Source organism: Heyndrickxia acidiproducens DSM 23148 (assembly GCF_000374345.1).
GTDB lineage: Bacteria > Bacillota > Bacilli > Bacillales > Bacillaceae_C > Weizmannia > Weizmannia acidiproducens.
In genome coordinates this window covers 1-26,080 of record NZ_KB893985.1, presented here as the reverse complement: position 1 = coordinate 26,080, position 26,080 = coordinate 1, and the positions used below count along the sequence as shown (strand labels likewise).

Here is a 26,080-nt window from a genome sequence, read left to right as displayed (position 1 = left end):
GGTTTTAATTGCAGGAATATCTGTTATATTTGTCGAAATCTATTAGCAAAAGGGCCCTGAACCTCTGCAACATTTCTTCTTGACGTCTCCTCTCCAAATATGTTATCTTTAATTCAACCAATAATCCTTTAGTGTATTAGAGTACTAATATAATAAAGAGAGATCTTTAGGATGTGAGACCGAATGTTTTTACCAGAAGGCAGCCAGGATGAAATTGGCGCAATTATTGCCAATCGTTCAAAAGTATTTGAAACCTTCCGCCATGTGGCAGCACTGCGGAATTATACAGAAATTTCAACGCCGCTTGTTGAATATGCAGATACATTTACAAACGTGCAAGTCGGGATGAAACTGCAAAATATGCTGAAATGGTTTAACGCCGGCGGCCAGATTGAAGTGCTTCGGCCGGACTGGACCACTTCAATTGCAAGAGCGCTTGCTAAAAAGGAGTTTCAGCAACATAAATGGGCATACCAGGGATCGATTTTCAGACAGGAAACGCCGGGACTTGAAAGCAGGCAGGTCGGAATCGAAATCGTGGATCTTCCGGCACTGCTCGGGGAAAGCGAATGCTTGTTTTTTGCCCACGATTTCTTCGCACAGCTCGGGATTCAGGATGTCATGGTTGAACTTGGCCATACCGGCATTTTTGAAGAATGGGTGGCAGAATTGGGTTTGCCGGCTGACCAGGTTGACAGGTTGCGGGCTGCGATGCACGATAAGCGCAAAGATGAAGTATATGGCATTGCAAGCTCAGGCGGCAATGGGGAAATCGCGGCAGAACTGGCAGCACTCGTTGATGCTTACGGCCCTTTCAGCATGATCCAAACCTATCTGGACCGCTGGAAAGGCAGGCCCGCACACATCAGGATGCTTGAACATATTCAAAAGCTGGGCGAAACCTTGTTTGCAATCGGTATTAAAGATATCATCATTGACCTGGGCAGGGTCAAAAATCTTCCTTATTATACCGGGATATTGTTCAGGGGATTCTTAAAACAAAATGGGGCAGCCTGCTTTTCAGGGGGCTGCTATGATAAACTGTATGACCAGTTTAACCGCAAAACGACTGCTGTCGGAATTGCGTTTAACGCCGATATTTTAGCAGAACAGCTCGGGAATGAAAAAACGCCTGAAAAAATTTGTATCATCGCCACTGAGGAAACGCTCGCTGAAGCGGAAAAGCTAAGAAAAAAGTATACAGGCAGCATTGTCGATGTCCGGTTCGAAAAGCCGGTCCGGGGTGAATTTGACACCGTGCTGCAGCTTACAAACAATAGCGGCAAATGGGGGGCAGAAGAGGTTTGAAAATCAGCATTGCATTAACAAAAGGCAGAGTAGAAAAACAATTTTTGCAATATGTAAAGACGCGCGGATTTGAGGTTGGCCCGCTCATCGATAAAGGCCGGAAATTACTCGTTGAAACCGATGAATTTATCTGTATATTCGTAAAAGGTGTCGATGTTGCAACCTATGTCGAATACGGAATTTGCGATATCGGCATTGTCGGGGAAGATATTTTAGCCGAAGACCAGCCGGATGTATTCGATCTGATGCCCTTGCCGTTCGGTAAATGCCGCTTTGCGCTCTGCGGAAAACCGGAAAGCATCCGGCATAACCGCAAACGACGGATTGCCACGAAATATCCCCATGTTACACAGCGCTTTTTTCGTGAAAAAGGCGAATCTGTTGACATCGTAAAATTGGAAGGTTCCGTTGAATTGGCACCGATCGTCGGGCTCGCAGATGCAATTGTCGACATTGTTGAAACAGGGAACACACTGAGAGAAAACGGGCTCGTTGTCATTGAAAATATTCAGCCCATCACATCGAGGCTGATTGCCAACCGGTCCGCGCTAAAATTAAAAAAAGACGCGATACAGCCCTTCATTCAGAAATTGCAGGGAGAGGAGATCCTCAAATGATTAGGGAGTTCACAAAGGAACAATTTACCGAAAGTTTTTTACGTTCGAAAAACAAAAGCAGTGTGCTAGATGAAAACGTATTGAAAACGGCAAAAGCTGTGCTTGAAGACATTCGTTTAAACGGCGATGCGGCACTTGAAAAATACGTCGCCAAATTTGATGGCGAAGTGCCTGAAACCTGGGAAGTTTCCGCTGATGAACGGAAACGGGCCTGGCAGGAAGTTTCAAAAGAAGTCATCGAAGCCCTGCAGAAAGCGGCTGAAAACATCCGCAATTTCCACGCAAAACAGCTGCAAAACTCGCGGATCATCCAGATGGAGGAAGACATCATTGCCGGGCAGCTGTTCAGGCCGGTTGAAAAAGTCGGTATTTATGTGCCGGGCGGGACTGCCTGCTATCCATCAACCGTTTTAATGAATGCCATTCCTGCCGTTTTGGCGGGGGTTGAAGAAGTCATCATGGTGACGCCGCTGCGCGAAGGCAAAAAAATTGCCCCGATCTTATCGGTTGCTGCAGACATTGCCGGCGTTCGCACGATCTACAAAATCGGCGGCATCCAGGCGATCGGCGCGCTGGCGTACGGAACCGAAACGATTCCAACGGTCGATAAAATCGTCGGCCCGGGGAATGCATATGTGGCCGCCGCCAAATCGCTTGTCTACGGAACAGTTGGCATTGATATGATCGCAGGCCCCTCGGAAGTGGCGGTCATTGCTGATGAAAATGCCAACCCGGTTTATATTGCCGCTGATTTAATCGCACAGGCAGAACACGACGAGCGGGCCCGGACGTTCTTGTTCACGACTTCACGCCCGTTAATTGAAGCAACAAAAGAAGCGCTTGAAAAACAATGCACTGTCCTGCCGCGCCGGGAGATCGCTGAAACCTCGATCAAAACACAAAGTGCAGCAGTACTTGTGGAAAATATTGACCAGGCCTTTGAACTTTGCAACCGGCTGGCGCCTGAGCATTTGGAAATTCAGGTCCAAAATCCGCTCTTGCAGCTCTCAAAAGTAAAAAATGCCGGCTCAGTATTTCTTGGTGAAAACACACCGGAAGCAATTGGCGATTATTTCGGCGGCCCGAACCATGTCCTGCCGACGTCGGGGACAGCGCGTTTCTCATCAGGGCTGTCTGTTGATGATTTCTTCAAAAAAATTACATATTTGCATTATTCCAAGAATGCTTTGCAAAAAGCGGCACCGTCAGTAATCGCAATTGCGGATCAGGAACGGCTCGCCGGGCATTTGCGGGCAGTTGAAAAACGGGTGAAAGGGTGAAAAACTTTGCGTACAGCAGCAAAAAGCAGAAAAACCAATGAAACATTTATCGAAGTCGCGGTCAATTTAGATGATGCAACCGAAGTCACAATTGAAACAGGTGTCGGATTTTTTGATCATATGCTGGACCTGTTTGCCAAACACGGCCGCATCGGCCTTGTTGTGAAGGCAAAAGGCGATCTGCATATCGACAGCCACCATACTGTCGAGGACATCGGCATTGTGCTTGGGCAGCTGGTTCGCGAAGCGCTCGGCGATAAAAAAGGCATTACACGTTACGGATCGGCTTATGTGCCGATGGATGAAGCGCTTGGCTTTGTTACACTCGATATCAGCGGCCGGCCTTTCCTTCATTTTGATGCTGAGCTTGCCAACCCGAAACTTGGAAACTTTGATACCGAACTCGTCCGCGAATTTTTCCAGGCTTTTTCCTTCCAGTCGGCGATGACGGTGCACGCCCGTGTACTGTATGGCATGAACACGCACCATAAAATCGAGGCACTCTTTAAAGCCCTGGGCCGTGCGCTCCACCAGGCAGTTGCGGTCGACCCGGAAATTAAAGGCGTAAATTCCACAAAGGGGTTGATTGAATGATTGCCATTGTAGATTACGGCATGGGCAATATTGCGAGCGCATCAAACGCTTTCCGCAAGCTTGGCTATGAAGTGATCATAACCGATGACCCGAAGCAGCTGTATGCAGCCTCCCATATCGTGCTGCCGGGGGTTGGCGCCTTTAAAGCGGCCGTCTTTGAAATTGAAAAGCGCGGGCTGCGGCCGGTATTGGAAGACCTCGCCGAAAAGAAACCTTTTTTAGGGATTTGCCTTGGCATGCAGCTATTATTTGAAACCGGTTTTGAAAACGGCCTTTCAAAAGGGCTTGGCTTTATTCCGGGCACAGTCAGAAAGATTGAAACGAAGCACATCCTCCCGCATATCGGCTGGAATACGCTTGATATTAAGGAAGGGTTCCCGGCTTTTAATGCCTTTCAAAATAAACATGTATATTTCGTCCACTCGTTCCAGGCAGAGACAACCGCGTCATATATCGTTGCCTCAACCGATTACGGGACAGAAATTCCTGCAGTTGTCCGCAACAAAAATGTATACGGTATGCAGTTCCACCCGGAAAAAAGCGGAAAGGTCGGCATGGACTTATTAAAAACATTTTTACAGGAAAGCAGCATGGAGGTGCAGGCATGAAAATTATCCCTGCCATTGATTTAATAGCCGGAAAATGCGTCCGGCTTTACCAGGGCGATTTTAACAGGACAACAGAAGTTGCATCTGACCCGGCTGCCCAGCTTGCCCGTTTTATCGCAGACGGCGCCGAAATCATCCATATTGTTGATCTCGACGGGGCGAGAGCAGGCAGCCCGAAACAAATCGATCTCATCGAAAATTTATGTAAATTATCTACGGTTCCAATCGAGATCGGCGGCGGCATTCGCGATCTCGAGACGATACGTAAATACGCGGAAATCGGCGCATCCCGGATTGTACTTGGGACGGCGGCAATTGAAAATCCGGATTTTTTAAAAGCAGCCGTCGCCGCGTTTCCGGAAAAAATTGTCGTCGGCATTGATGCGAAAAATGGTAAAGTTGCAACACATGGCTGGCTTTCAGTTACGGAAATGGATGATATCGATTTTGCCAGAAAAATGGAAAGAATCGGTGTAAAACGCATTGTTTTTACCGATATTTCAAGGGACGGCACCATGCAGGGGCCAAATCTTAAAGCATTAAAAGCACTTCTTAACGCCGTTTCCTGCGATATCATCGCATCAGGCGGGATCACAACCGAAGAAGATGTAAAAAACTTAAGTGCAATCGGCATTCAGGAAGCCATTGTCGGCAAAGCCATTTACGAAGGCAGAATCCGTTTAAAGGGAGTGGCGCAAAATGATTGCGAAAAGAATCATCCCCTGTCTTGATGTCAAAGACGGGAAAGTGGTAAAAGGCACAAATTTTGTCGGCCTGCGCACGGTCGGTGATCCGGTTGAACTAGCACAATTTTACTCTGAAAGCGGCGCCGATGAGCTGGTTTTCCTCGATATCACGGCAACTCATGAACAGCGGGACACGGTTGTCAACATGGTAAAAAGAACTGCTGAAAATGTGTTTATTCCATTTACAGTCGGAGGCGGTGTACGGACAATAGATGATGTTACCCGCCTGTTAAAAGCAGGGGCGGACAAAGTATCGATGAATTCAGCTGCAGTCCGGAATCCGGAGCTGATCCGCCAGTCGTCCGAACGTTTCGGCGCGCAATGTGTGGTCGTTGCAATCGATGCGAAGAAAGTGGAAGCAGGCAAGTGGCATGTGCTTGTCAATGGCGGCAGGATTGACACCGGGCTTGACGCGCTCGAATGGGCGAAGGAGGCTGAACGCCTCGGCGCCGGCGAAATTTTATTGACGAGCGTTGATACGGACGGCGTCAAAGATGGTTTTGATTTGCCGCTTACGGAAACAATGGTCAAAACGCTGCAAATTCCTGTGATTGCGTCCGGCGGCTGCGGCAAACCGGAACATTTCCCGGAAGTATTTAAAGAAACCGATGTCTCCGCGGCACTTGCAGCGTCGATTTTCCATGAAGGCACGTTTACCATCAAAGAAGTGAAGGACTGCTGCAGCAATGAAGGAGTGAATATTCGTGAAGCTTGATTTTTCAAAAGGGCTGATCCCCGCGATTGTGGTCGATGACAGCACGGGCGATGTATTGATGCTCGCATATATGAATGAAGAAGCGTACAGAAAGACACTAGAAACAAAAGAAACCTGGTTTTACTCACGTTCAAGAGAAACACTCTGGCATAAAGGCGAAACATCCAGCAACACGCAAAAAGTAAAATCAATCCAGGCCGACTGCGATGCCGATACGCTGCTGCTCCGTGTAGATCCAAGCGGCCCGGCCTGCCATACCGGAGAGCGCACCTGCTTTTACCGCACGATTGATGAAAACGGGAAAGCAGCGGAAACGGGCATGCCTTCCAACAAAAGAATTTTCGACCTGTTAATGGAAGAAATCGAAAGCCGGAAAACAGAACCGGTTGAAAATTCCTATACCAACTATTTATTTGATAAAGGCATTGATAAAATTGCAAAAAAATTTATCGAAGAAGCCGGCGAAGTGATCATCGCTGCGAAAAACAACAGTAAAGAAGAAATTGTTTTCGAAACGGCGGACTTATTGTTCCATACGTTTGTCCTGCTCGCCAGCCAAAATGTAAAACTTGAAGAGGTGGAACAGGAATTGCGAAACCGGTCAGCGAAAAAGGGAAACAGCAAAGGCGACCGCAAGAAAATTGAAAAGTGGTAAACCTGAATCATCTCAAAAAATGGTAGAGGCAGACAGAAAAAGTTTAATCGTGAACATTTGTGCGGGTTTCTCATAAAGGGGCATGTTCTTTTATCTCCCTATAAATAAAAGAAATCAGGCCGCATTTTTATCGGGCCTGATTTCTTCTGTATCCAGCTTATTTACAAACCTGGATATAATAATATAATGTTGTGCCATCTTTGACAGTTGACAGGACTTGATGCCCGTGCCTTTTGCAGGATGCCGGCACATTGATGAAGGATTGCGGGCAATCAGCGATGACTTCTAATATTTTCCCGTCTTCCAATTTTTCTATTGCTTCAAGCGTATAAAGCTCCGGATAGGGGCAGGATTCCCCACGAACATCGAGTGTTGCATCAACCATTAATTGTTTCTTTTTTTCAGCCATTTGATTTAGCCTCCTGTATGGTTATGCTGTCGTCTTTTTGGATAACAGCCTCTTTTTTTGCGCCATTTTTTTCGTATACCAGTTCTCCCTCCAGATGACAAGCAGATAGAGCAACGCCAGAAATCCAGCCGTGCCCAGCAATGCCCCGGCCCATCCGAGAGATGAAACCAAGTTTATTTCAGGCCAGCCTTTGACAAACTGATTAAATACGCCCCAATGGTCCCATCCGTATGCCAGAAGGGTTGCGCCTGCCACATTTCCGGCACCAACTGCAAAAAACTGGACCTGGCCTTCGGTGATCCGGTACATCCAGCCGGTTTCACAGCCGCCCGCAATGACAATTCCAACGCCAAACAGGATGCCGCCGATGAACGCTCCCGGGCTTGCCCAGTGGATGACAGGCTGGGTGCCTTTGAAAATGAAGATAGCCGTTCCAACCGTCTGGATCGCCATCCCGGCAATAATCGCTTTTCCGAGCGTGCCCCTGCCTGTCAGCCATAAGTCGCGAAGCCCGGATGTAAAGCAAATTTGCCCACGTTGAATCAGTAAACCAAATACAGCCCCAAACAGCGCGGAAAATCCGAGCATGGCCTTGCCGGCAGCAATATAATAAATTGCAATGAGGGCAATCATGATCAGGACAAAAACTGCAGCATAAAGCTGCCCGCTTTGTTTTTGGGTGCCGGGAACTGCTTTTCTTGCAGGACGGGCGCCGAATTCAAGCTTTGGTTTTCCTTTAAATACTGGCAGAACGGCAAGCTTTACGCCTGCATATGTTCCAATTGCGGTACCGGCAATGAACAGCCATGAATGGACAGAAAACTGCGGCAGCCCAGTAAAAAAAGCCGCCAAGTTGCAGCCCATTGCAAGCCGGGTACCGAACCCGGCAATCATGCCGCCAATAAATCCCCATACCCAGCGGCGCTTTTGCCGCGGGCGTTTCCATTTGAAATTTTGGCTGATCAGCGCACTGAACAGACTGCCGAGCAGCATCCCCATCACAAGCCAGCCATCTGTCCGGTCCACCGGTTCTCCGACCAGTTTAATCCCTTTAAAATACGCCCATTCGGAAGTATCTACGCCAAATAGCTGCAGAAAATTTCCTCCCCAGCGCGTAAACTCCCCGGTTACAGCCCAAAGTGTTCCGGTCAGGCCAAAATAAAAAGCGGCAAAGAAGCCTGCCAAAATTAAAACAATAAATGGATTCCAAAACCGTCCAAAATATTTTTCATGGACTTTTTGCAATAATGCGGTAAACAAAATCTTTGCCTCCTTTTAAAAACATCTTTTATTATAGCAAATTATTTCGTATACGGAATGATTGCAGCAGAAAATTTGCTTGATTTAGCCAACTTTTCCAGAATAAAAGGAGATGGTTATATCCATGTTAGATTATGGGATTATGCTCCCCTGCCATGTGAAGACAATTAACGGTGGAGCTACTGAAAAGAACAGTTTACCGAAAAATCCCCCGGCCTGTCATTGCTATATCCTGCGTGAGCGGGTTTCTTTATCTGAATAGTTTAAAGTGGTAAAATAATGAAATCAGCTTATCATTACGGAAGGAGGGAGATGGCTCGAGTTCGGCATATAGCCGCTCAAGTCCTCGATGAAACAAATGGGAACCAATCAGAAAAGCGGAATGTTTTATGCGTTTTTCGCTTATTTTATGTGGGGGCTTTTTCCTTTGTACTGGAAGCCGATTGAACAAGTACCTGCGCTTGAAATTTTAGCGCACCGGATTTTCTGGTCGTTTATTTTTATGGTTATTTTGCTATTCTTTTTAAGAAAAATGGGCGATTTGAAAAACAGCATAAAAGAAGGCATCCGCCACCCGCGCACGCCTTTGTTATTGCTTTTGGCTTCGGTTCTTGTCAGTGCGAACTGGTTTATTTACATATGGGCGGTCAATCACGATCATGTGATTGAATCCAGTATGGGATATTACATTAACCCGCTTGTCAGCATCCTGCTCGGGATCATTTTCCTGAAAGAGAAACTGAACCGCTGGCAGCTCGCGGCATTTATGCTGGCAGCTTGCGGCGTCTTTATCCAGACATTCAGCTTTGGCCGGGTGCCATGGATTGCAATCGGTCTCGCCCTGACATTCGGTTTCTACGGCCTTGTAAAGAAAAAAGTGGTCATCGATGTTTTTCTTGGCCTGACATATGAAACTTTTTTTATCATGCCGGTTGCACTCATCTATTTGTCTATGATTCAAGTAAAGGGCACAGCTTCATTTGCCACCGTTTCTCCGGTTACTACCTGGCTTCTGATTGGTATCGGGATTGTGACAGCCGCCCCGCTGATCTGCTTTGCACAGGGAGCTAAACGGATTTCATTGACGCTGATCGGATTTTTTCAATATCTGACACCGACGATGACCCTGATCATGGGCATTGTGCTTTTTAAAGAACCATTTACACATGTGCAATTGATTTCTTTTTCCTTTATCTGGCTGGCGCTCCTTGTATTTTCCTTCTCGGGGCTTATGCCGAAGAAAAAGCTGCACCTGGAAAAAATGGCGTAAGCAAACAGGCCAAACCGTACGGGCTGGCCTGTTTGCTTTTTATATGTTTTGCCTTACAGGGCTTTCACTGCGCTTTTGAAACTTTATTTGCCCTAAGTCTTAAGCTATAATAAAAAAAGTAAATACTTGGATGTAAAAAGGGGCGGTACACATGAACATGCAATTGAACAGGAATGGAAAACCATAGATCATGTCTAAATTTCAGTTTCGATCGGCTCCTTTTAAAACCATATTTTCTATTTACCTATTGTTTGCTGCCATCTTTACGGTTCTTTACATGCTGCCTTTTTCCCATCAGCAGCCGCTTCCTTTTGTGGACGCGTTCTTTTTATCGTGCAGTGCGATTAGTGCAACGGGGTTAACCACTTTTACGATTGCCGAAACACTCACAATGGCCGGGAAAATCATTCTGCTCATCCAGATTGAAATTGGTGGCATCGGCATCATGGCGCTGATTGGGTCGCTGTTGATTTTTCTGCGTACCAATGCCCCGGTGCCGTCCCAAACACTAATGATCTTTGATCAAAACCAAAATAGCGGGCGCTCGATTTCAAAATTGATGACGTTTATTGTCTTGTACACGTTCGTAATTGAAATCGCGGGCTTTCTATTGATTTTGCCGGAAACATTGCAGCATGTAAAAGGCGGTGACGGAGTATTTGCCGCATTCTTTCTGTCTGTTTCGACTTTTACCAATGCCGGTTTCGAAATCTTTGGCAATGGGCTTGACTATTATCAGGGCGCGCCGTTTGTGTTGTTTGTGCTGGCCTGTTTAATTGTGCTTGGTGTGCTCGGTTTTTCAGTTGTGATGGAACTGCTGCATTCAAGAAGTAAAAAGAAAAGCCTGTATTTTAAAGTAAATATCGCAGTACATATCTGTTTGCTTGCTGCCGGATTTATCTTTTTCTTTTGCGCTGAGTTTATCTGGATGCCGCATTTTTCATGGACGGACAAAGTCGTACAGTCTTTGTTTTTCAGCGCTGCACCGAGAAGCGGGGGCCTGGCATCGCTTGATCTCCACGTGTTCTCGTTTCCATCTCTCTTATTCATGATGGTGCTGATGTTTATCGGAGGATCGCCGAGCAGCTGTGCGGGCGGAATCCGGACTACAACATTTGCCGTCATCCTGGCAAAATTATGGTCAACGATCCGCGGCTCAAACGACACACATATGTTTAAACGGACGTTGTTTACGGAAGATGTCAACAAAGCTTTTCTTGTTTTCTTTTCGTTCCTGTTTTTATTCTTTTTGTCATTTTTCGTATTATCTTTTACGGAAAAAAAGCCACCCTTTGAGCTGGCTTTTGAATTGATGTCAGCCTTAACGACTTCCGGACTATCTTTAGGGATAACAGCTGCACTAAGCACGTTTGCAAAACTGTGGCTCGCAGCCATTATGCTGATTGGACGGCTTGGCGTTATCATTTTAATCTATACATTTGTAGAAAATAAAAAATCAACCATTAAGTTTACGAAAGAATCTATTTTAATCGGGTAGGGGAGTGCTTGTGAGAAATTTAAAACAAAGTTTTTTAATTTTAGGGCTCGGGCGTTTCGGGTCAAGCGTGCTGAAAGAACTGGCGAAACTGGGGTATGATGTTGTCGGCGCCGATAAGAACGAGAAAGTGCTGCAGGATGAGGAACTCCAGGATGCTGCTGCCTATTTAGTCGAAGGGGATGTCACCAGCACAACATTTTTAGAGGAATTGAATGTCACCAATTACAATGCCGTCGTTGTCAGCATGGGCGACGATTTTGAATCGGCGATCCTGGCAGTGCTTGCCTTGAAAGATTTAGGCTGCGAAACGGTGTATGCGAAAGCCAACGATCAAAAGCGGGGAAGAGGGCTCAAAGGGGCAGGTGCGACCGATGTCATTTTCCCGGAAGAAGAAACGGGGCGCCGCGTTGCCTACCATATCGCCAATCCGGGAATTTTGCAATATGTCCAGTTGTCGCCGTATTGCTCCGGTATGGAAATGAAAGTCCCGGAAGAATTTATCGGAAAGTCCCTCGCAAAACTCGACTTCCGCCGCAAATACAATGCGCTCGTCGTTATGATCACCATCAGCGGCGAAAAATTTCCGCTTGTTTCTCCGCCGCCCGATTACGAATTTGGCACCGGAGACACCCTTTTTGTAATCGGTGAAGAAAAAGACCTCGAAAAACTGCGCAGGAAATTTTAATAAGCGTTTTTGCCGGATCAACCCCGGCCCGGCTTTGGTTGCCTTTCTTCCAACTTTAAATCCTGGTTCTTTAGCAGTCTGCCTTTCTGCTTATTCAATGGCTTTGAAAAATAGCGGGAGAACCAGGAAATTCTCCGGTATACTCTGCGTCAGGCCGGAAAATGGTATTATGCTTCGCCTGTTCAATGGCATGGGCAGTCCAGCCAACGACCCGGCTTGCAGTAAATGTCGGGGTAAAAAGCATATCCTCCATCCCGATCGCACGCATAATGGCTGCTGCATAAAATTCGACATTTGTATACAACTTGCGTCCGGGTTTGTATTGGTCCAATAACCGGATTGCTGTTTCTTCCACATGGAGGGCGAGCGACAGCCATGGATCGCCGTGCATGTTTTCAAGTAAAATATGTTTTAAGGCAATGGCGCGCGGGTCTTTTGTTTTATAGATCCGGTGCCCGAAGCCCATCAGCTTTTCGCCTTTTTCCAATTTCGTTCTAAGCCAATTTTCAGCCCTTTCTTTGCTGCCGATTTCATTCAGCATTTTGGTAACTTCAGAAGGCGCACCGCCGTGGAGCGGGCCTTTCATGGTTCCGATCGCTGAGACAACAGCCGAAACGAGATCTGATTCTGTTGAAATTGTTACTCTGGCGGAAAAAGTGGCAGCGTTCATGCCGTGTTCCAGTGTAAGGATCATATATGCTTCAAGTGCACGCACATGGGCATCAAGCGGTTCCTTCCCCGTCAGCATATATAAGTAATTTTTCACATGGCCGTATTCATTTTTAGGCGCAACAGGGGGAAGGCCGGACAATTGCCGGTACCGGTATGCAATTATTGTGGGGAGAATAGCGGTGAGCCGGACCGCATCTTCAATCGCCGGTTTGAAAGTATACTTCTGTGTGCCGAGACTGGAAACAGCAGTGCGCAGGACACTCATGAGATCCATATCATTTGGAAGACATTGTAAAATTTTTGCTGTGTAATCAGGGATCCGGCGCTGCTGTTTTAACCCTGCTGAGAATTCTTTTAGTGCCGTCGGATCAGGAAACTTCCCGTACCAAAGAAAATAGGCTGCTTCTTCAAACGTGTGTTCCGCTGCAACCTCTTTTGCATTTTTTCCCCGGTAAATAAGTGTGCCGTGAGTTCCATCGATAAAGCTGATCGCTGTTTCAGCTGCTTTTACCCCTTTTAAACCGCGACTGATCATTTTTCATCTTCCTTTCATTTCTTGTTATGATCATTATAAGTGCTATAATTAATTAAAAAAATTAAATAATCATAATCAATTCCATTAAAAAAGATAATCAGGGGGAACAGCGGATGGATTTTAAGTGGCTACATACCTTTATTAGCGCAGCAAAATATGAAAATTTCCGGAAGACGGCAGAAGCCCTCTATATTTCGCAGCCGACAGTAAGCGTCCATATCAGGCAGTTGGAAGATGAAATTGGAAGTTCCTTGTTCCAAAGAGAAGGGAGAAAAGTCCTGTTAACCGAGGCGGGTAGAGAATTTCTGCCGGTCGCAAAAGAGCTGCTTAAGGTATATGAAAATGGCCTCGACGATTTGGAAAGATATCGCCAGGGCTATTCGCAAAAGCTGGCGCTGGCCATGTCCCCGCTGATCGGAGAATCAATCATGCCATTTGTTTTAAGAAAATTTATGATCATCCACCCGGAAATTGAAATGTCCATTCAAGTGCTGGAATCAAAATACATTACGGATGCGGTGCTGGAAGGAGAAGTGGATCTGGGGCTGTCGCGCATGCAGGTAAACCACTCGGAATTGAAATGCAAACCGCTGTATGAGGACCCGGTTCTGCTTGTTGTGCCGCATGACGGGGCAGACAGTGAATTTGCACCGCCGATTGATGCCCGTGAAGTCTTAAGGAGCCGGTACTTATTTACGCATAATCACCCCGAATATTGGGAAGGGCTGCTGCGGACCTTGCGCGCGGAAATCCCGCTGCTGCGGACGATGCTGGTATCCCAGGTGCATGTCACAAGAAGGTTTGTAATAGAAGGGCTCGGGGTATCGTTTTTGCCGGAATCAACCGTGCGCCGGGAACTTGCAGAGGGCCGGCTTTTATCCGTCCCCTGCCCGTTTTTGCAGATGCCTGTGGCTAAAACGTATGCTGTGTTCAAATACGAACACCAAAAAGTAACCAAGTTTTTGGAGTTTCTATCCCATTTCCGGTTTTAAACGGTAAAGCATAATGATAAGGATGCTCACCTTTCATTGCGGACTTTCAACCGGGCCAAGCGGCTATGATGCACCGAAAAGGACAAGCGCCCGGTTTGCAAAAGGGAGGAGCAGGATAGCCGGTGATTTATTGGAGCTTTTGCAAAAAGATTGTTGCTGTTAAATACCGCCGCGAAAGCATCTGGAAATAGGCGGTAAATACGGATAGCGTAGCAATCACAATCGTATTGCGGATCGCTTCCTTTTTTGGATCATCAGGGGGAATGTAAACGGAAATCATGGCTTCCGCTTTTTCTGTAATCATATTCTCCATTGCAGAAATCAAATGCTTATGGTCCCCAAACGAAAAATTCACGTCCTGCTGCCGCACTTTGTTCAATTCTTCAAACAACTCGGAGTAGGTCGCGTACAGCTGGACCGGATTAATTAAATCATCATTATCATCTTCCGGATCATTTACAATCAACTTTAAAAGCTTGCGGATTGAATCAAAGTCCAGTGCTGTCTTTAAATCTTCCACTAAAAATAATAGCGCCATTTGTTCGATGGAGTATTTTTTGCCTTTTTCCGGCGCAGTGATCATTTCTTTAATATCTCTTTTAACCCAGTTTTGAACCGCGGTCAAGGTGAAATTCGTATTTTCGATTAAGCTGCCGAGTGCCACAATCTCGTTTAAAGAAAATGCGAAATCGTTCACATTCTTTTTCATGATCTTTGTAAAAATAGGGGGCATTGCAGCGGTAACGAAAGATTGGACGGGATTGCCGCCGGATTCGCTGCCGGTTTTTTCCAGCCATAGTTTTTGCAAAAATGAAGCAGGGGATTGTGAACCCCGGCCTTTAAATGCCAGCAAAAGGTCTGCCATTTCTCTGCGGGTCATTTGAAATATTTCCAAATTAGCGCACCTCCCAATATCGGCTGCTCCTTTAATCGTATGATTGAAATCCGGAAAAGTCAATCGTAACAAAAATCCGGCGATTGTTTTAAGCTTGCACGCCTGAGCGTTTTTCCCCCGATCCGGCGGGGAAATAGAGGAAGTGTCAGTGCATATAAAAAATATAAATTTCAATTGAATGCGACAAAGTTATGGAAGTGCTGCCAATTTATATGTGATAATTGCTTTTTAGAGAAGAATTATCGCTCTTTAAACGTGCATATTGTGGAAATGAAATATTTTTTAAGAAAAAAGCTTGCATTTTGTCTAATAGGTTCATATAATAAGTTCATGGGAACCTAAAATTAACGAGGAGAAAAGGGGAAATAGAATTGAAGAAATTTTTATCATTGTTGCTGGCTTTTACGTTTGCTTTTTCAGTTGTAGGCGTAAATTTTGCCCATTCTGTAGATGCAAAGGGTTATCGCTCTGTTAAAAGATCCTACCAGACGGTGCCAAAAACGACTACACCGTCACCGAAGCAAAATTCGCATTACAATTCAAAAACAAACTCAACATCATCCGTTTTTGGAAACAAATCTAAAAACACGGCGGCTTCTTCATCCAAAGGCAGCTTTGTTAAAGGTATGCTTCTCGGGGGATTAGGCGGTATGCTGTTCGGTTCCATGTTCAGCCATCTTGGTGTTATGGGTACAGCTTTAACCGGGTTGGTCAATATCTTGATTTTCGTGGCGTTGATTTTACTCATTATCAAATTGTTCCAATCCGTTTTCGGTAATAGAAAGAAAGATCACGAGGCGTATAGTAAATGGAAGAATTAAAACTTTTGGAACAGGAATTGATCAATGCCGTTTGCTCATATGTGGCTGATCAGCATTATGCTTATCCCGAAAATGTAATGGCAGTTCTTACCTATGATGATGAGATCGGCTATGGTGCTGATATTGAATTAAACGGCAAGGATCTTGATTCCCTGACTGAAGCCCAGCTGGTCAAAGCGATCCGCAAATGGCTTGAGGAGGAATACAGCATCGATCCGTTCGCCGTCAGCATTCGCCTTGAAATCGAGGATGATGAAGGCATGGTCGCATACGTGGATTAAAAAAGGCTTGGCGCCATACAGGGTGCCAGGCCTTTTTTTTAATTTTTTATGTCAGAAAGTATGGCAGAAGGCTTGATGTTAGCAGAATATTCAGCAATTATAAAAATATGACCGTTGAAATTACCGGCTTTTCCCATTAAGGATGTGAGGTAATGGAAGACATGTACAGTATTCTGGAAGAAATCAGCCCGGACAGTTCCGGGAGCGTGCTGGCAACAGTCATTCGGGTTGAGGGTTCCGCCTACAAAAAAGCAGGGGCCAGCATGCTGATCAAACCGGATGGCACCTGGACCGGGCTGCTCAGTGCGGGGTGCCTGGAAGAAGATTTAGCAGCAAGAATTCAGGCAGGCCTTGGGCGGAAACCCGAAACCGTTGTCTATGATATGCGCAGTGATGATGATCTGGCATGGGGGACTGGTTCCGGCTGCAACGGCGCCATCCATATTTACATTGAGCCCGTAGATGCCGGATATGCCGCACATCTTCTTGAATTCAAACAGCTTTTAAAAAATGGCACGGCTGTTACCGGTATAAAATTTTTAGCTTCCGGCACGTATTTGTTTATTACTGAAGACGGAAAGCAGTTTGGCAGTTTTCAAGGTGAATTAGATGAGGATGTTGTGCGGTGTATCCGGATGAAAAAGGGTACCTTTATATTTCCGGCCCAACAGGAAGAGGTTTATATCCGCCATTACCGGCCGAAGCCGCGGTTCATTCTGTTCGGTGCGGGAAAGGATGCCATGCCGCTTTGTGCCCTGGCAGCAAAAGCCGGTTTTTCCGTGATTGTTTCGGATTGGCGCCCGGGTTTATGTAACAGGAACCATTTTCCGGATGCAGACGAAATTGCCGCCGGATTTCCTGCAGAAGTGTTTACAGCAGGCAGAATCACCATTCACCGGGATGATTATGTGATGATTATGACGCACAATTTTTCGAGGGATCAGGAAATTTTAGCATATGTGCTGCAGAAAAATCCGCACTATCTCGGTGTCCTGGGTTCAGCCAAACGTACAAAACGCCTGCTTGGAACGGAGAAACTTCCGCCTGGTGTCCGTTCTCCTGCCGGGCTTTCGATCTCAGCGGAGGGACCGGAGGAAATTGCGATCAGCATTGTTGCCGAATGTATTCAGCTGAAAAACGGGCGTGTAGGCGAGGGCGTGCTAATTTGAAAAAGGATAACATCATCGGAATTTATCTGGCTGCAGGCAGCAGCAGCCGGATGGGGAAGAACAAACTGGCCCTCCCGCTAAAGGGGAAACCGCTTGGGAGCCTTGCTTTAACAACCGCAGTGAGATCGAAGCTGGATCATACGCTTGTGGTGGTCCGTCAAGCAGAAGAACCCCCAGCGTGGATCAAAACGGAATTTTCCGGCAACAGCCGGAACAACTGGTCTTTCGTTTCTTGTCCCAATGCCGGACAGGGGATGTCCAGTTCGCTTAAATGCGGAGTAAAGGCAGCCCTTGGGATGGAGGCTGCAGCCCTGCTTATCATGCTCGCTGACCAACCGTTTATCCAGGCGGGCATGGTCAATCATTTAATTGTCGAATTTCAGAAACGGAGCGCTTCCGGGGATCAGATTGAATTTGTTGCATCCAGTTTCAAAGGGGAAATTCTCCCGCCAATTTTATTCGCCAAATCCATTTTTCCACTGCTGTTGAAGCTCGAAGGCGATCAGGGCGCCCGCAAGCTCGTGCGGGAAGGATCAAGGCGCGGGGTGTTTCGTGCATATGACGACTGGCGGCTTTTCTATGACATTGATACAAAAGAAGATTATGAAAAAGCGAGGGGGTGCACCAATGGCTGAACAGGAAGAAATTGCTGCTGTACCTGCCGCCGTGTACAGGCCGGCATCGATCCGGGAAGCGTGGGAGTTAAAACGGAAATTCAACGAAAATGCTGCAATGATTGCTGGCGGGACGCTCCTTCAAATGAAACGGGAGCAGGGTATTGCATTTCCGCCCTGCCTCATCAGCCTGGAAAACATTCAAGCATTGCAGGCAATGGAGTTTATTGAAGACGGAGCCGCAGCATATTTAAAAATCGGGGCTTGTGTACGGCTTTCGGCTTTGCGGAAAAGCCTTTTCGTTAAAAAAGATTGGCGTATCCTTCAAGAGGCGGTAAAGCAGGTAGCGGCACCGGCTGTCCGGAACCGGGCGACAATCGGAGGCAACATCTGCTACATGTCCGGGGACACGATTCCGGCCTTGTTGGCGCTCGGTGCAAAAGCCGCCTGGTTTAGCGAAAGAGGGCTAAAAATGGATACCCTGGAAGTTTTTCTACAGCAGGCGCGGCTTCATTCGAATACAATCCTGGCATCCATTTATCTCCCAAAACAGCCACCCGGGAATTGGATCAGTTTTTATCAAAAAGTCGGGCGGAGAGCGGCATTTACTCCTTCTCTTGTGGTGGTCTCGGTTTGCGCCAAAGTATCAAATGAAAATCATATCAGCCGTATCCGGATTGCTGCAGGCGGGGGAGCCGGCCAGCCGAAAAGGCTGACAGCCAGCGAGGCATTGCTGGAAGGGGCGGTCCTGTCTGAAGAAATCCTTGCCGGCGTATATGAAAAAATCATGGAAGAATATGATCCCCTGCCCGGCAATTTTGCTTCGGCAGCGTACTTGAAAACAGCGGCTGCCAATTTAATTGTTTCCCGGTTTGCCCGATTTTTAGATAGAGAGGATGAGGCTGATGAGTAAAGAAAATAAAAAACGGAGCATCCGGCCGGACGGAATGGCAAAAGTAACCGGCAGCCTTTCCTATTTAACCGACCTGTCTTTTCCGGATATGCTTTACGGCAAAATACTGAGAAGCCAGCATCCGCATGCAAAAATCATTTCAATTGATACGTCGCGTGCAGAACAGCTGCCGGGTGTTGCGGCAATTATTACGGCTAAAGATGTTCCCGGTTTAAACGGCTTCGGGATTGTGATGCCCGACCAGCCGGTTTTTTGTAAAGACAGGGTCCGTTATGTCGGCGATGCGATAGCGGCAGTTGCGGCAGCCTCCGTGGAAATTGCCGAAAAAGCTTTGGAAAGGATCGAAGTCGTGTATAAACCGCTTCCGGTTATTGACAGCCCCAAAAAAGCACTGGATCCGGCAGCGCCGGTGCTGCATGCGGGCGGAAACATCCTGCATCGTGCGGAAAACCGGCGGGGGGATGTGGAGACGGCATTTACCCATTGTGCGGTGCTGGTTGAAGAAACATACCGTGTTCCTCGCCAGATGCATACGTATATGGAAACAGAAGGGGGCGTCGTTGTTCCGGAAAAAAACGGCGGCATCACCGTTTATTGCGGGTCCCAGCATGGCTATAAGGACCGTTTCCAGCTTTCGAGAATCCTGGGCATGGAAGAAGGAAAAATCCGCGTTGTTTCAAGCCCGATCGGCGGATCTTTCGGAGGAAAAGATGAGCTGAATATCCAGCCGTACGCCGCATTACTGGCATTGGCCACCGGACGGCCGGTGAAAATCCATCAAACAAGAAGAGAATCTGTCCTTTCGAGCATAAAGCGTCATCCGATGGAAATCAAAGTGAAAACCGGAGCGGATGAAAACGGTAAATTGCTTGCATTCGGGGCGCTGATCATTGCAGATACCGGCGCCTACTCCACGCTCGGGCCTGCTGTGCTGGACTTTGCCGTTGAGCACGCGGTCGGTCCTTATATCATTCCGAATGTTGAAGTAACAGGGCTGTCGGTGTTCACCAATAATGGCGTTTCCGGTGAATTCCGCGGCTTTGGCGGTAACCAGGTCACATTTGCACTCGAGGGGCAGATGGACCGCCTGGCGGAAAAATTGCAGCTTGACCCGGCTGAAATCAGAAGGCGGAATCTCCGTAAAAAAGATGACCGCGGACCGCTCGGCCACCAGATCGCCGAAACGACCGGGGCATCGGATGTGCTGAAAGCGATCAAAAAGAAACTGGAGCCGAAAATAGGCGAGGCAGACCGGTACAACGATCAGCACAAATGGAAAAAACGCGGGGCAGGCCTGGCCATTACCATGCACGGAGGCGGGCTCGGGTACGGGCGCCTCGATCCTGCCGGCGGGCGCCTCCGCTTCACAAAGGAAGGAAAAATTGAGATTGCCTTCGGGTTTGAAGAAGCCGGCCAGGGAATTTTAAGCGTCATTGAAAAAATCACTTGCAGTTCACTTGGCTGTTCAAAAAAAGATTTATCGATTGTGGTCGGGGACACTTCACTTGTCCCGTCCACCGGATCAACCACAGCTTCCAGGGGAACGAGCATGGTATGGCATGCCTTGCAGCGAATGAAAGGCGAGTTCCGCAGAAAATTAGCGGAAAGAGCGGGAGAAGTTACTGGTATTCCAGCTTCCCGGTTGCAATTGGGGAAAGGCGGCATTTTTCTCGGAAACAGCAGGGTGCTGGACTATGGCAGACTCGCAAAGCATATGGCCCGGAATGATCCGGTTGAGGTTACTGTAAAATTTGATTTTCCGGTAACGCCGGATAAGATCAACGGCGGGCACTTTTTATATGCTTTTGCCGGCACCGCGGCTGAAGTGGAAGTGGACCTGCTGACGGGTTCGGTAAAAGTGGTTGGGCTGGACCAGGTAGTGGCAGCCGGGCCGGTCGTTAATGAAATTGGATATACCGGCCAAATTGAAGGGGGTAGTGTGATGGCTCTCGGGTATACATTAATGGAAGACGCTGCCATGAAAGAAGGCAGATATCTGGTTGAAAATCTTGACCAGTATTTTATCCCTACGATTGCAGATGTACCATTTCATATGGAAGTGGAACCGATAGAGGACTTAGTGGCAGGAGATTTATACGGCCCGCGTGGGGTCGGGGAAATTGGTTCAGTAGCCGTTGCGCCGGCAGTGGCAAAAGCCATTCATCATGCAATCGGTTTCTGGGCAACCCGCCTGCCGGTTTCACCTGAAGATATTTTGCTGTTTGGCACGAAAGAAGGGGACGGAAGATGGAATATGAAAAAACAGCTCAACCCGTAAAAGCAGGTAACATCCGGATTTCTTTTGAATTAAATGGCGTGCTGCAGACGATCGAAACGGACCCGGCTTTAAGGCTTTTAGATCTGCTTCGTGAACAACTGCAAATGAGGGGAACCAAAATTTCCTGCGGCATTGGGCGCTGCGGGGCATGTTCTGTGCTGTTGGACGGGCATGTTGTAAACGCCTGCCTGGTGCTGGCTTATCAAATCGACGGTTCACACGTGACAACCATCGAAGGCCTTCAGATAGATGGTGAGCCGGACTTGCTCCAGCAATGTTTTTTGGAAGAAGGCGGATTCCAGTGCGGCTATTGTACGCCAGGCATGATTATGGCAGCAAAAGCGCTCCTGGATGAAAACCCCAGCCCGTCTCAAAGCGAAATCATTGAAGCATTATCAGGAAATCTATGCCGCTGTACAGGATACGGCGGGATCATCCGTGCCGTTGAACGGTATAAATTGGAGAAAGCGAAAAAAGGCAGCGTCTTGTAGAACAGGCAGCCCTTGAATAGATCCCGGGGCTGCTCTGTTTTTGAAGGTATATACATTTTCATTGATGGTTTTGAAAGGTACATGTTATCTTTCAGAGTACCCAGTTTCTTCGACTAGCCCAGTGATAAAGCATCTTCCTTTACTTGCAAGGATTTGCGCAAAGCCCTGCCAACAGCACTTCGTGAAGAATCATAGTTTTGTAGAGATTATACCGGCAAATTGAAATGGACTTCGAGGCTAAGTATATTGTTCATAACAATGATTCTCTACAGATCTGTTATGTTCACAATGAGACGATTTTGACAGAGGAAACAGTCCCTGCTTTATGATTTAGCCATTATGCCGCCCCTATTGCTGTTTCCCGGACACATATCGGTTCCGGCCTGCGCCGATGCCAATGATCAACATCAGCACACCTACAGCGATCATCATAAAAATCGGCAGGTTCCAGTTATGCGTATGGTCATACAAATCACCAATCAAAAACGGTCCGGCTGCTGCCACCAGGTAGCCGGCCGATTGGCTCATTCCCGATAAATTGGCAGCTTCTGCGGCGGTTTTGGAACGAAGGCCGATGAATGCAAGGGCCAGGCTGATGCTGGCACCCTGGGCAAGACCGATAAGCAAAATGTAAGTCCACATCAAAAAGTGGTTTCCGCCGGCAAACAACCCGGCAAGGCCGACTAAATAAAAAACAGCTGTAATGATCACGAGAGCGATCTGATTTTTCATCCTTTCCGCCCAAATCGGCATCATAAAGGTAGACGGCAGGCTGATAAACTGCATAATGGAAAGCATCCAGCCGGCAGTCGGCAAACTGATATGGTGGCTGACTATAATTTCCGGCAGCCAGGCAACGGTACTGTAAAATAAAAAGGACTGCAGGCCGAGAAATAACGTAACCTGCCAGGCCAGTGCCGAAGCCCACACAGATTTGCCCGGCGTGTCAGGTAGATTTGAAAATGGATTGTGCCCGTGCACGCGCAACTGCGGAATCCATAGCAGGGCAGCCAAAAGGCAAACGGCCGCCCAAACCAAAAGGCCAAGTCTCCATCCAAGATGAAGGCCGTTCGCGAGGGGAACGCTTAGCCCTGATGCAAGCGCAGCAAAGCCGCCCATTACCGTTGTGTAGATACTCGTCATCAAACCGAGCTTATCAGGCAGTCTCTGCTTGATAAGGCTTGGCAGCAGGACATTTCCAATAGCAATGCCCGTTCCAATGCAGGCGGTGCCGGCAAACAACAAAACAGGACTTTCGGTAGAACGTATTGAGATACCAACCATTAAAACGAGCAGGCCGAGAAATATTGTCAGTTCCTGGCCGATCCGGTTTCCCAGCTTTGGAGCTAGCGGTGATACCAGTGCAAAAAAGAGCAGCGGAAGGGTAGTGATGAAGCCTGCAGCTGCATTTGACAGGCTCAGATCGTGGCGGATGGCACCGATAACCGGGCCGACCGATGTAATCGCGGGGCGCAGATTGGCCGCGATAAAAATAATGCCGAGTATCAACAATCCTCTTGATAAATATTGGGTTTTCTCTCTCTGTTGCTCCATAAAATACTTCCTTTCAAACGATAAACCGTTTCACTTGCAAAAAGCTAAAATTTTCCTGATTTAAAAATTGAAAACAACAACCACAAAAGCATCAAAGTCGCCACGCCAAATCCAATTTCAATAATTGGATTTTTCCAAATCAGGGTGGGTTGGCCGCTGATCGAAGTACCGATCATCAAACCGACCATCATGATGCTGAATGCCAGAAGGACAATGGCAAACGAAAGGCGGTTGCTGATCCGGTCGAGTTTTTCCAAAAACAAGTGCAGATCCGGGACGACGACTTCCATCCTGAATTTTCCTTTGCGCATGGTTTTTGAAATATCGCGGAGATTTTTTGGCAGCTCCAGCGCAATTTCCATCTGATCAAGGAATGTCTTCCAGCTTTTCTGGACAACTTTTTTCGGATGATAGCGATCGCGTAACAGCTTTTCGCCGAACGGGCGTGCAGCTTCGATCAGGCTGAAGGCCGGGTCGAGTGACTGGACGACACCTTCTACTGTGATCAAAGACTTGGCCAGAATCGTTAAGTCTGCAGGAAAGCGAATATGGTACTTAAATGCAATATGATACAGGTCATTGATCGCATCCTTGAGGCTCAGTTGGCTGATCGGGATATCATAGTATTTTTCACGGATGACCTCTACATCTTCACGCAATAGATGCAGATCAATATCATCCGGAATGGCGGCAATCGCATCAACCGATTTAATAATCGCATTGCTGTCAGCGCGCATTAAGGCAATGACAAGGGAAGCACAATGGTACTTCGTTTCTTCTGTCAGGCGGCCGACCATGCCAAAATCCATATAAGCAAGAATATCGCCCGGCAGCACAAGGAGATTGCCGGGATGCGGATCACCGTGAAAAAAGCCGTCAATAAAGATCTGTTTCAGCATTGAGTGGATCAGGCGGTCGGAAATAACTTTGCGCCGGTAACCAATCACATCGCCGTCGAAAAATTCGCTGATTTTACGTCCCTTTATGTATGCCATCGTTAATACCTTTTTGGTTGAGAAGTCCCAATAAATCGAAGGAATGCGGATATTGGCATCATCCTCAAATTGCTTTGCGAACCGTTCAGCATTGCGCCCTTCAAGGTAGTAATCGAGTTCCGAGAGCAGTGCCTGCGAAAATTCATCCACGATATCCCTTAATTGATAGGCTTTTGCCCATGCAAAACGAGATTCCAGCATGATTGACAAATCTTCAAGAATCTCAAGGTCTGTTTCGATCTGCGGGCGGATATTCGGGCGCTGGATTTTGACGGCGACTGGTTCTTCCGTGTGCAGTTTCGCCTGATGAACCTGTCCGATTGATGCAGTCGCTAGCGGTTCAGTGTTAAATTCGGCAAATAGGTCATCAATACTGGCTCCAAATTCACTTTCGATGGTGTTTTTTACTTCATCATAAGAAAATGGGGGTGCGCAGTCCTGCAATTTTTCCAATTCCACTATAATGGATTCGGGCAGAAGATCCCGGCGCAAACTGGCGAGCTGCCCCAGTTTAATAAAAGTCGGGCCAAGATCTTCCAGAAAAAGCCGGATTCTTTCTCCGGTACTGCGGTGATTGGCGCGGGGGGTGTCTGTCTTTTTTGGGGAAACCGAAAGCAGTTCGGCCAGCCCAAAATCATTGATGAGGTAGCCGAGGCCATTGCGGATCAATGCCCCGATAATTTCCTGATATCGCTTCCCGTGCTTCATTCTTCTGCGGAACAAAAAAATCACCCCCGGGTTTAAAAATTTTTAAGCAACATACAGCCCCCGAAATGAAACGAAGGGGGCTTTAGCAAAGCTATTTCAGCCGTTCTTCCAGTTGCTGGATGCGCAGCTGCAGTTCTTTTACTTCGTCTTTTGTCGCGACATTCATTTCCGAAAGAAGCTGGGTGACCCGGGTTTTGATCACCTCATTCAATTCTTGTTTGGATTGTTCGCCTTTTTCCAGCAAATCATCGATCAGCAGCTTTGATTCCGCTTTGGTAAGGTTTCCTCTGTCGACAAGTTTATCCACCGCTTTTTCTACTTGCTCTTTGCTCAAAACAGCCACACCCAGGCCTAGAGATAGTAATTGATTCATTCGATCTAACATGGCCGATTCCTCCTTTTGCAGGCTTGATTATCTTACTGTTATGATAGCTCAATATGTACGGAATCACAAACGGAAAAGCAAGGATATGCAAAAACAATGGAACTGTTCCGCTTGTTCTAATAAACACCGGATTCCATTACAAATTAGCCGCCCCTAAAAAGCCATTCAGATGGCTCTTTAGGGGCGGCCCCGGAATTACAATTTCCAATGTTCCGCTATAAACTCATCACGCCCGGATTTTTTCCGGTCTTCATGATAGGCGTCAGGTCTTTTTTTGTAAAAGTCCTGGTGGTAGTCTTCGGCAGGGTAAAAGGGCTTTGCCGGCAAAATTTCTGTGACAATCGGCTTTTTAAATTTGCCGCTGTCTGCAAGTGCCTGCTTTGTTTGTTCGGCAAGTACTTTTTGCCATTCATTATGATAAAAAATCGCTGTCCGGTAATTGTCGCCGCGATCCTGGAATTGTCCGCCTGCATCGGTCGGGTCGATCTGCTGCCAGAAAATTTCCAGCAAGTCTTCATAAGGGAAAACTTCCGGATCGTATGTAATCTGAACGGCTTCATAATGGCCGGTTTTCCCGGTTTTTACCTGCTCATAGGTAGGGTTTTCAACGTTGCCTCCTGTATATCCGGAAACGACTTTTTCAATTCCGTCAAACTGGTCAAACGGTTTAACCATGCACCAAAAACAGCCACCTGCAAACGTTGCTTTTTCAAATTGATCTGTCATCGTTCTCCTCCTATAGAATGTTCTTTAGAAAAATAGTATCACCTGGAAGTCTGGAATACAATGGAGAAATTTGATATTTTCGGAATAAAGATATTCACCGTAACCATGGCTGCCTTGCCGATGGATTTTTTAACGGCTTTCCGAAAGAAGTCTCCCATCCTCAAGGAATGTGAAGGTGCGAATAGCACCAATGAGTAGGTGGGAGATGAATTTCGGTTGGCTTTAGCCAAAGGTTTTGATATAATCAGTCTTAGATGGAATAAAGGGTTGATATATCAATGAAATTAGATAGTAATAATCATTCAGTATTCTTACTGCATTATCACCTTGTATTGGTTGTAAAATACCGTAGACAAGTGTTCGATAGCGAAATATCTGATTTTGCAAAAGATATGTTCGCTGAGAT

28 protein-coding genes are annotated in these 26,080 nt (G+C 47.1%); 20 read left to right on the top strand and 8 right to left on the bottom strand.

Annotated elements, in window-relative coordinates:
* Positions 1-183 precede the first annotated feature (183 nt).
* The 8 genes from C232_RS0105575 to hisIE are packed head-to-tail and all read left to right on the top strand — an operon-like array spanning position 184 to position 6,523.
* Entirely contained in the window at positions 184-1,308 is a 1,125-nt protein-coding gene (locus C232_RS0105575) for an ATP phosphoribosyltransferase regulatory subunit (protein ID WP_018662155.1), read from the top strand.
* The gene (gene hisG / locus C232_RS0105570; protein ID WP_018662153.1) at positions 1,305-1,925 is read left to right on the top strand and encodes an ATP phosphoribosyltransferase; all 621 of its coding nucleotides are present in this window, start codon (positions 1,305-1,307) and stop codon (positions 1,923-1,925) included. Before C232_RS0105575 ends, hisG begins: the two co-directional genes overlap by 4 nt.
* Positions 1,922-3,205: a histidinol dehydrogenase gene (hisD, locus tag C232_RS0105565; protein WP_018662151.1), complete on the top strand. Its 1,284-nt coding sequence runs from the start codon at positions 1,922-1,924 to the stop codon at positions 3,203-3,205. The genes hisG and hisD overlap by 4 nt, the downstream gene beginning before the upstream one ends.
* A gap of 6 nt (positions 3,206-3,211) precedes the next feature.
* On the top strand, positions 3,212-3,799 hold the full coding sequence (gene hisB, locus C232_RS0105560; protein WP_018662149.1) for an imidazoleglycerol-phosphate dehydratase HisB: 588 nt from the start codon (positions 3,212-3,214) through the stop codon (positions 3,797-3,799).
* Positions 3,796-4,407, top strand: coding sequence for an imidazole glycerol phosphate synthase subunit HisH (gene hisH / locus C232_RS0105555; protein ID WP_018662147.1), 612 nt, complete (start codon positions 3,796-3,798; stop codon positions 4,405-4,407). The genes hisB and hisH overlap by 4 nt, the downstream gene beginning before the upstream one ends.
* Positions 4,404-5,138, top strand: coding sequence for a 1-(5-phosphoribosyl)-5-[(5-phosphoribosylamino)methylideneamino]imidazole-4-carboxamide isomerase (gene hisA / locus C232_RS0105550; RefSeq protein ID WP_018662144.1), 735 nt, complete (start codon positions 4,404-4,406; stop codon positions 5,136-5,138). The genes hisH and hisA overlap by 4 nt, the downstream gene beginning before the upstream one ends.
* Positions 5,107-5,868, top strand: a complete 762-nt coding sequence (gene hisF, locus C232_RS0105545) for an imidazole glycerol phosphate synthase subunit HisF (protein WP_018662143.1) — start codon at positions 5,107-5,109, stop codon at positions 5,866-5,868. Before hisA ends, hisF begins: the two co-directional genes overlap by 32 nt.
* Complete coding sequence (hisIE, locus tag C232_RS0105540) at positions 5,858-6,523, top strand: bifunctional phosphoribosyl-AMP cyclohydrolase/phosphoribosyl-ATP diphosphatase HisIE (protein ID WP_018662141.1); 666 nt, start codon at positions 5,858-5,860, stop codon at positions 6,521-6,523. Before hisF ends, hisIE begins: the two co-directional genes overlap by 11 nt.
* Positions 6,524-6,680: 157 nt before the next feature.
* Here hisIE and yedF read toward each other — a convergent pair whose 3' ends face one another.
* Together yedF and yedE are read right to left on the bottom strand one after the other, a co-directional pair.
* Positions 6,681-6,932 carry a sulfurtransferase-like selenium metabolism protein YedF gene (gene yedF / locus C232_RS0105535; RefSeq protein WP_018662139.1) on the bottom strand — a complete coding sequence of 84 codons (252 nt, stop codon included), beginning with the start codon at positions 6,930-6,932 and terminating at the stop codon, positions 6,681-6,683.
* 21 nt (positions 6,933-6,953) lie between these two features.
* Positions 6,954-8,192, bottom strand: a complete 1,239-nt coding sequence (yedE, locus tag C232_RS0105530; protein WP_018662137.1) for a selenium metabolism membrane protein YedE/FdhT — start codon at positions 8,190-8,192, stop codon at positions 6,954-6,956.
* A 349-nt stretch (positions 8,193-8,541) separates the two neighbouring features.
* Here yedE and rarD point away from each other — a divergent pair, with 349 nt between their 5' ends.
* The 3 genes from rarD to C232_RS0105515 all read left to right on the top strand — a co-directional run bounded on the left by rarD (position 8,542) and on the right by C232_RS0105515 (position 11,645).
* A complete protein-coding gene (rarD, locus tag C232_RS0105525) occupies positions 8,542-9,462 on the top strand; it encodes an EamA family transporter RarD (protein ID WP_018662135.1) in 921 nt (306 codons plus the stop codon).
* A gap of 190 nt (positions 9,463-9,652) precedes the next feature.
* On the top strand, positions 9,653-10,960 hold the full coding sequence (locus C232_RS0105520; RefSeq protein WP_018662134.1) for a TrkH family potassium uptake protein: 1,308 nt from the start codon (positions 9,653-9,655) through the stop codon (positions 10,958-10,960).
* Between the two features lie 10 nt (positions 10,961-10,970).
* Positions 10,971-11,645 (top strand): potassium channel family protein, encoded by a 675-nt coding sequence (locus C232_RS0105515; RefSeq protein ID WP_018662131.1) that lies wholly within the window; start codon positions 10,971-10,973, stop codon positions 11,643-11,645.
* Between the two features lie 94 nt (positions 11,646-11,739).
* On the opposite strand, the gene C232_RS0105510 is transcribed toward C232_RS0105515, so the two are convergent.
* The gene (locus tag C232_RS0105510; protein ID WP_018662129.1) at positions 11,740-12,852 is read right to left on the bottom strand and encodes a citrate synthase/methylcitrate synthase; all 1,113 of its coding nucleotides are present in this window, start codon (positions 12,850-12,852) and stop codon (positions 11,740-11,742) included.
* A gap of 113 nt (positions 12,853-12,965) precedes the next feature.
* Between C232_RS0105510 and C232_RS0105505 the strand changes: the two genes are divergently transcribed.
* Complete coding sequence (locus C232_RS0105505; RefSeq protein WP_018662127.1) at positions 12,966-13,844, top strand: LysR family transcriptional regulator; 879 nt, start codon at positions 12,966-12,968, stop codon at positions 13,842-13,844.
* A gap of 127 nt (positions 13,845-13,971) precedes the next feature.
* Here the strand turns inward: C232_RS0105505 and C232_RS0105500 are convergent, their stop codons facing one another.
* Positions 13,972-14,739, bottom strand: a complete 768-nt coding sequence (locus tag C232_RS0105500; protein ID WP_018662125.1) for a DUF1836 domain-containing protein — start codon at positions 14,737-14,739, stop codon at positions 13,972-13,974.
* A gap of 371 nt (positions 14,740-15,110) precedes the next feature.
* Here C232_RS0105500 and C232_RS0105495 point away from each other — a divergent pair, with 371 nt between their 5' ends.
* The 7 genes from C232_RS0105495 (at position 15,111) to C232_RS0105465 (ending at position 21,306) form a co-directional block, all read left to right on the top strand.
* Positions 15,111-15,560: a hypothetical protein gene (locus tag C232_RS0105495; RefSeq protein WP_018662123.1), complete on the top strand. Its 450-nt coding sequence runs from the start codon at positions 15,111-15,113 to the stop codon at positions 15,558-15,560.
* Positions 15,548-15,841 carry a DUF2653 family protein gene (locus C232_RS0105490; protein WP_018662121.1) on the top strand — a complete coding sequence of 98 codons (294 nt, stop codon included), beginning with the start codon at positions 15,548-15,550 and terminating at the stop codon, positions 15,839-15,841. The genes C232_RS0105495 and C232_RS0105490 overlap by 13 nt, the downstream gene beginning before the upstream one ends.
* Positions 15,842-15,993: 152 nt before the next feature.
* On the top strand, positions 15,994-17,010 hold the full coding sequence (locus C232_RS0105485) for an XdhC family protein (protein WP_018662119.1): 1,017 nt from the start codon (positions 15,994-15,996) through the stop codon (positions 17,008-17,010).
* Positions 17,007-17,645 carry a nucleotidyltransferase family protein gene (locus C232_RS0105480; RefSeq protein WP_018662117.1) on the top strand — a complete coding sequence of 213 codons (639 nt, stop codon included), beginning with the start codon at positions 17,007-17,009 and terminating at the stop codon, positions 17,643-17,645. The genes C232_RS0105485 and C232_RS0105480 overlap by 4 nt, the downstream gene beginning before the upstream one ends.
* Positions 17,638-18,537, top strand: a complete 900-nt coding sequence (locus C232_RS0105475) for an FAD binding domain-containing protein (RefSeq protein WP_018662115.1) — start codon at positions 17,638-17,640, stop codon at positions 18,535-18,537. The genes C232_RS0105480 and C232_RS0105475 overlap by 8 nt, the downstream gene beginning before the upstream one ends.
* Entirely contained in the window at positions 18,530-20,815 is a 2,286-nt protein-coding gene (pucD, locus tag C232_RS0105470; RefSeq protein WP_018662114.1) for a xanthine dehydrogenase subunit D, read from the top strand. Before C232_RS0105475 ends, pucD begins: the two co-directional genes overlap by 8 nt.
* Positions 20,785-21,306 (top strand): (2Fe-2S)-binding protein, encoded by a 522-nt coding sequence (locus tag C232_RS0105465; protein WP_018662112.1) that lies wholly within the window; start codon positions 20,785-20,787, stop codon positions 21,304-21,306. Before pucD ends, C232_RS0105465 begins: the two co-directional genes overlap by 31 nt.
* A 348-nt stretch (positions 21,307-21,654) precedes the next feature.
* Here the strand turns inward: C232_RS0105465 and C232_RS0105460 are convergent, their stop codons facing one another.
* The 4 genes from C232_RS0105460 to msrA all read right to left on the bottom strand — a co-directional run bounded on the left by C232_RS0105460 (position 21,655) and on the right by msrA (position 25,674).
* Positions 21,655-22,860 (bottom strand): CynX/NimT family MFS transporter, encoded by a 1,206-nt coding sequence (locus C232_RS0105460; RefSeq protein ID WP_018662110.1) that lies wholly within the window; start codon positions 22,858-22,860, stop codon positions 21,655-21,657.
* A 44-nt stretch (positions 22,861-22,904) separates the two neighbouring features.
* On the bottom strand, positions 22,905-24,578 hold the full coding sequence (locus tag C232_RS0105455) for an ABC1 kinase family protein (RefSeq protein WP_018662108.1): 1,674 nt from the start codon (positions 24,576-24,578) through the stop codon (positions 22,905-22,907).
* Positions 24,579-24,654: 76 nt separating this feature from the next.
* On the bottom strand, positions 24,655-24,948 hold the full coding sequence (locus C232_RS0105450; RefSeq protein ID WP_018662106.1) for a phasin family protein: 294 nt from the start codon (positions 24,946-24,948) through the stop codon (positions 24,655-24,657).
* A 195-nt stretch (positions 24,949-25,143) separates the two neighbouring features.
* Positions 25,144-25,674: a peptide-methionine (S)-S-oxide reductase MsrA gene (msrA, locus tag C232_RS0105445; protein WP_018662104.1), complete on the bottom strand. Its 531-nt coding sequence runs from the start codon at positions 25,672-25,674 to the stop codon at positions 25,144-25,146.
* A gap of 278 nt (positions 25,675-25,952) precedes the next feature.
* On the opposite strand from msrA, the gene C232_RS18420 reads away from it, so the two are divergent.
* On the top strand, positions 25,953-26,080 hold a 128-nt coding region (locus C232_RS18420; RefSeq protein ID WP_040399973.1), incomplete at its 3' end, for a transposase.

Excerpts from the sequence above, each read along its gene's own strand:
- C232_RS0105575 (WP_018662155.1), top strand. The coding sequence starts at position 184 with ATGTTTTTACCAGAAGGCAGCCAGGATGAAATTGGCGCAATTATTGCC.
- hisD (WP_018662151.1), top strand. The coding sequence starts at position 1,922 with ATGATTAGGGAGTTCACAAAGGAACAATTTACCGAAAGTTTTTTACGT.
- hisH (WP_018662147.1), top strand. The coding sequence starts at position 3,796 with ATGATTGCCATTGTAGATTACGGCATGGGCAATATTGCGAGCGCATCA.
- hisA (WP_018662144.1), top strand. The coding sequence starts at position 4,404 with ATGAAAATTATCCCTGCCATTGATTTAATAGCCGGAAAATGCGTCCGG.
- hisF (WP_018662143.1), top strand. The coding sequence starts at position 5,107 with ATGATTGCGAAAAGAATCATCCCCTGTCTTGATGTCAAAGACGGGAAA.
- yedF (WP_018662139.1), bottom strand. The coding sequence starts at position 6,932 with ATGGCTGAAAAAAAGAAACAATTAATGGTTGATGCAACACTCGATGTT.
- rarD (WP_018662135.1), top strand. The coding sequence starts at position 8,542 with ATGAAACAAATGGGAACCAATCAGAAAAGCGGAATGTTTTATGCGTTT.
- C232_RS0105520 (WP_018662134.1), top strand. The coding sequence starts at position 9,653 with ATGTCTAAATTTCAGTTTCGATCGGCTCCTTTTAAAACCATATTTTCT.
- C232_RS0105510 (WP_018662129.1), bottom strand. The coding sequence starts at position 12,852 with ATGATCAGTCGCGGTTTAAAAGGGGTAAAAGCAGCTGAAACAGCGATC.
- C232_RS0105505 (WP_018662127.1), top strand. The coding sequence starts at position 12,966 with ATGGATTTTAAGTGGCTACATACCTTTATTAGCGCAGCAAAATATGAA.
- C232_RS0105490 (WP_018662121.1), top strand. The coding sequence starts at position 15,548 with ATGGAAGAATTAAAACTTTTGGAACAGGAATTGATCAATGCCGTTTGC.
- C232_RS0105485 (WP_018662119.1), top strand. The coding sequence starts at position 15,994 with ATGGAAGACATGTACAGTATTCTGGAAGAAATCAGCCCGGACAGTTCC.
- C232_RS0105475 (WP_018662115.1), top strand. The coding sequence starts at position 17,638 with ATGGCTGAACAGGAAGAAATTGCTGCTGTACCTGCCGCCGTGTACAGG.
- pucD (WP_018662114.1), top strand. The coding sequence starts at position 18,530 with ATGAGTAAAGAAAATAAAAAACGGAGCATCCGGCCGGACGGAATGGCA.
- C232_RS0105465 (WP_018662112.1), top strand. The coding sequence starts at position 20,785 with ATGGAATATGAAAAAACAGCTCAACCCGTAAAAGCAGGTAACATCCGG.
- C232_RS0105460 (WP_018662110.1), bottom strand. The coding sequence starts at position 22,860 with ATGGAGCAACAGAGAGAGAAAACCCAATATTTATCAAGAGGATTGTTG.
- C232_RS0105450 (WP_018662106.1), bottom strand. The coding sequence starts at position 24,948 with ATGTTAGATCGAATGAATCAATTACTATCTCTAGGCCTGGGTGTGGCT.
- msrA (WP_018662104.1), bottom strand. The coding sequence starts at position 25,674 with ATGACAGATCAATTTGAAAAAGCAACGTTTGCAGGTGGCTGTTTTTGG.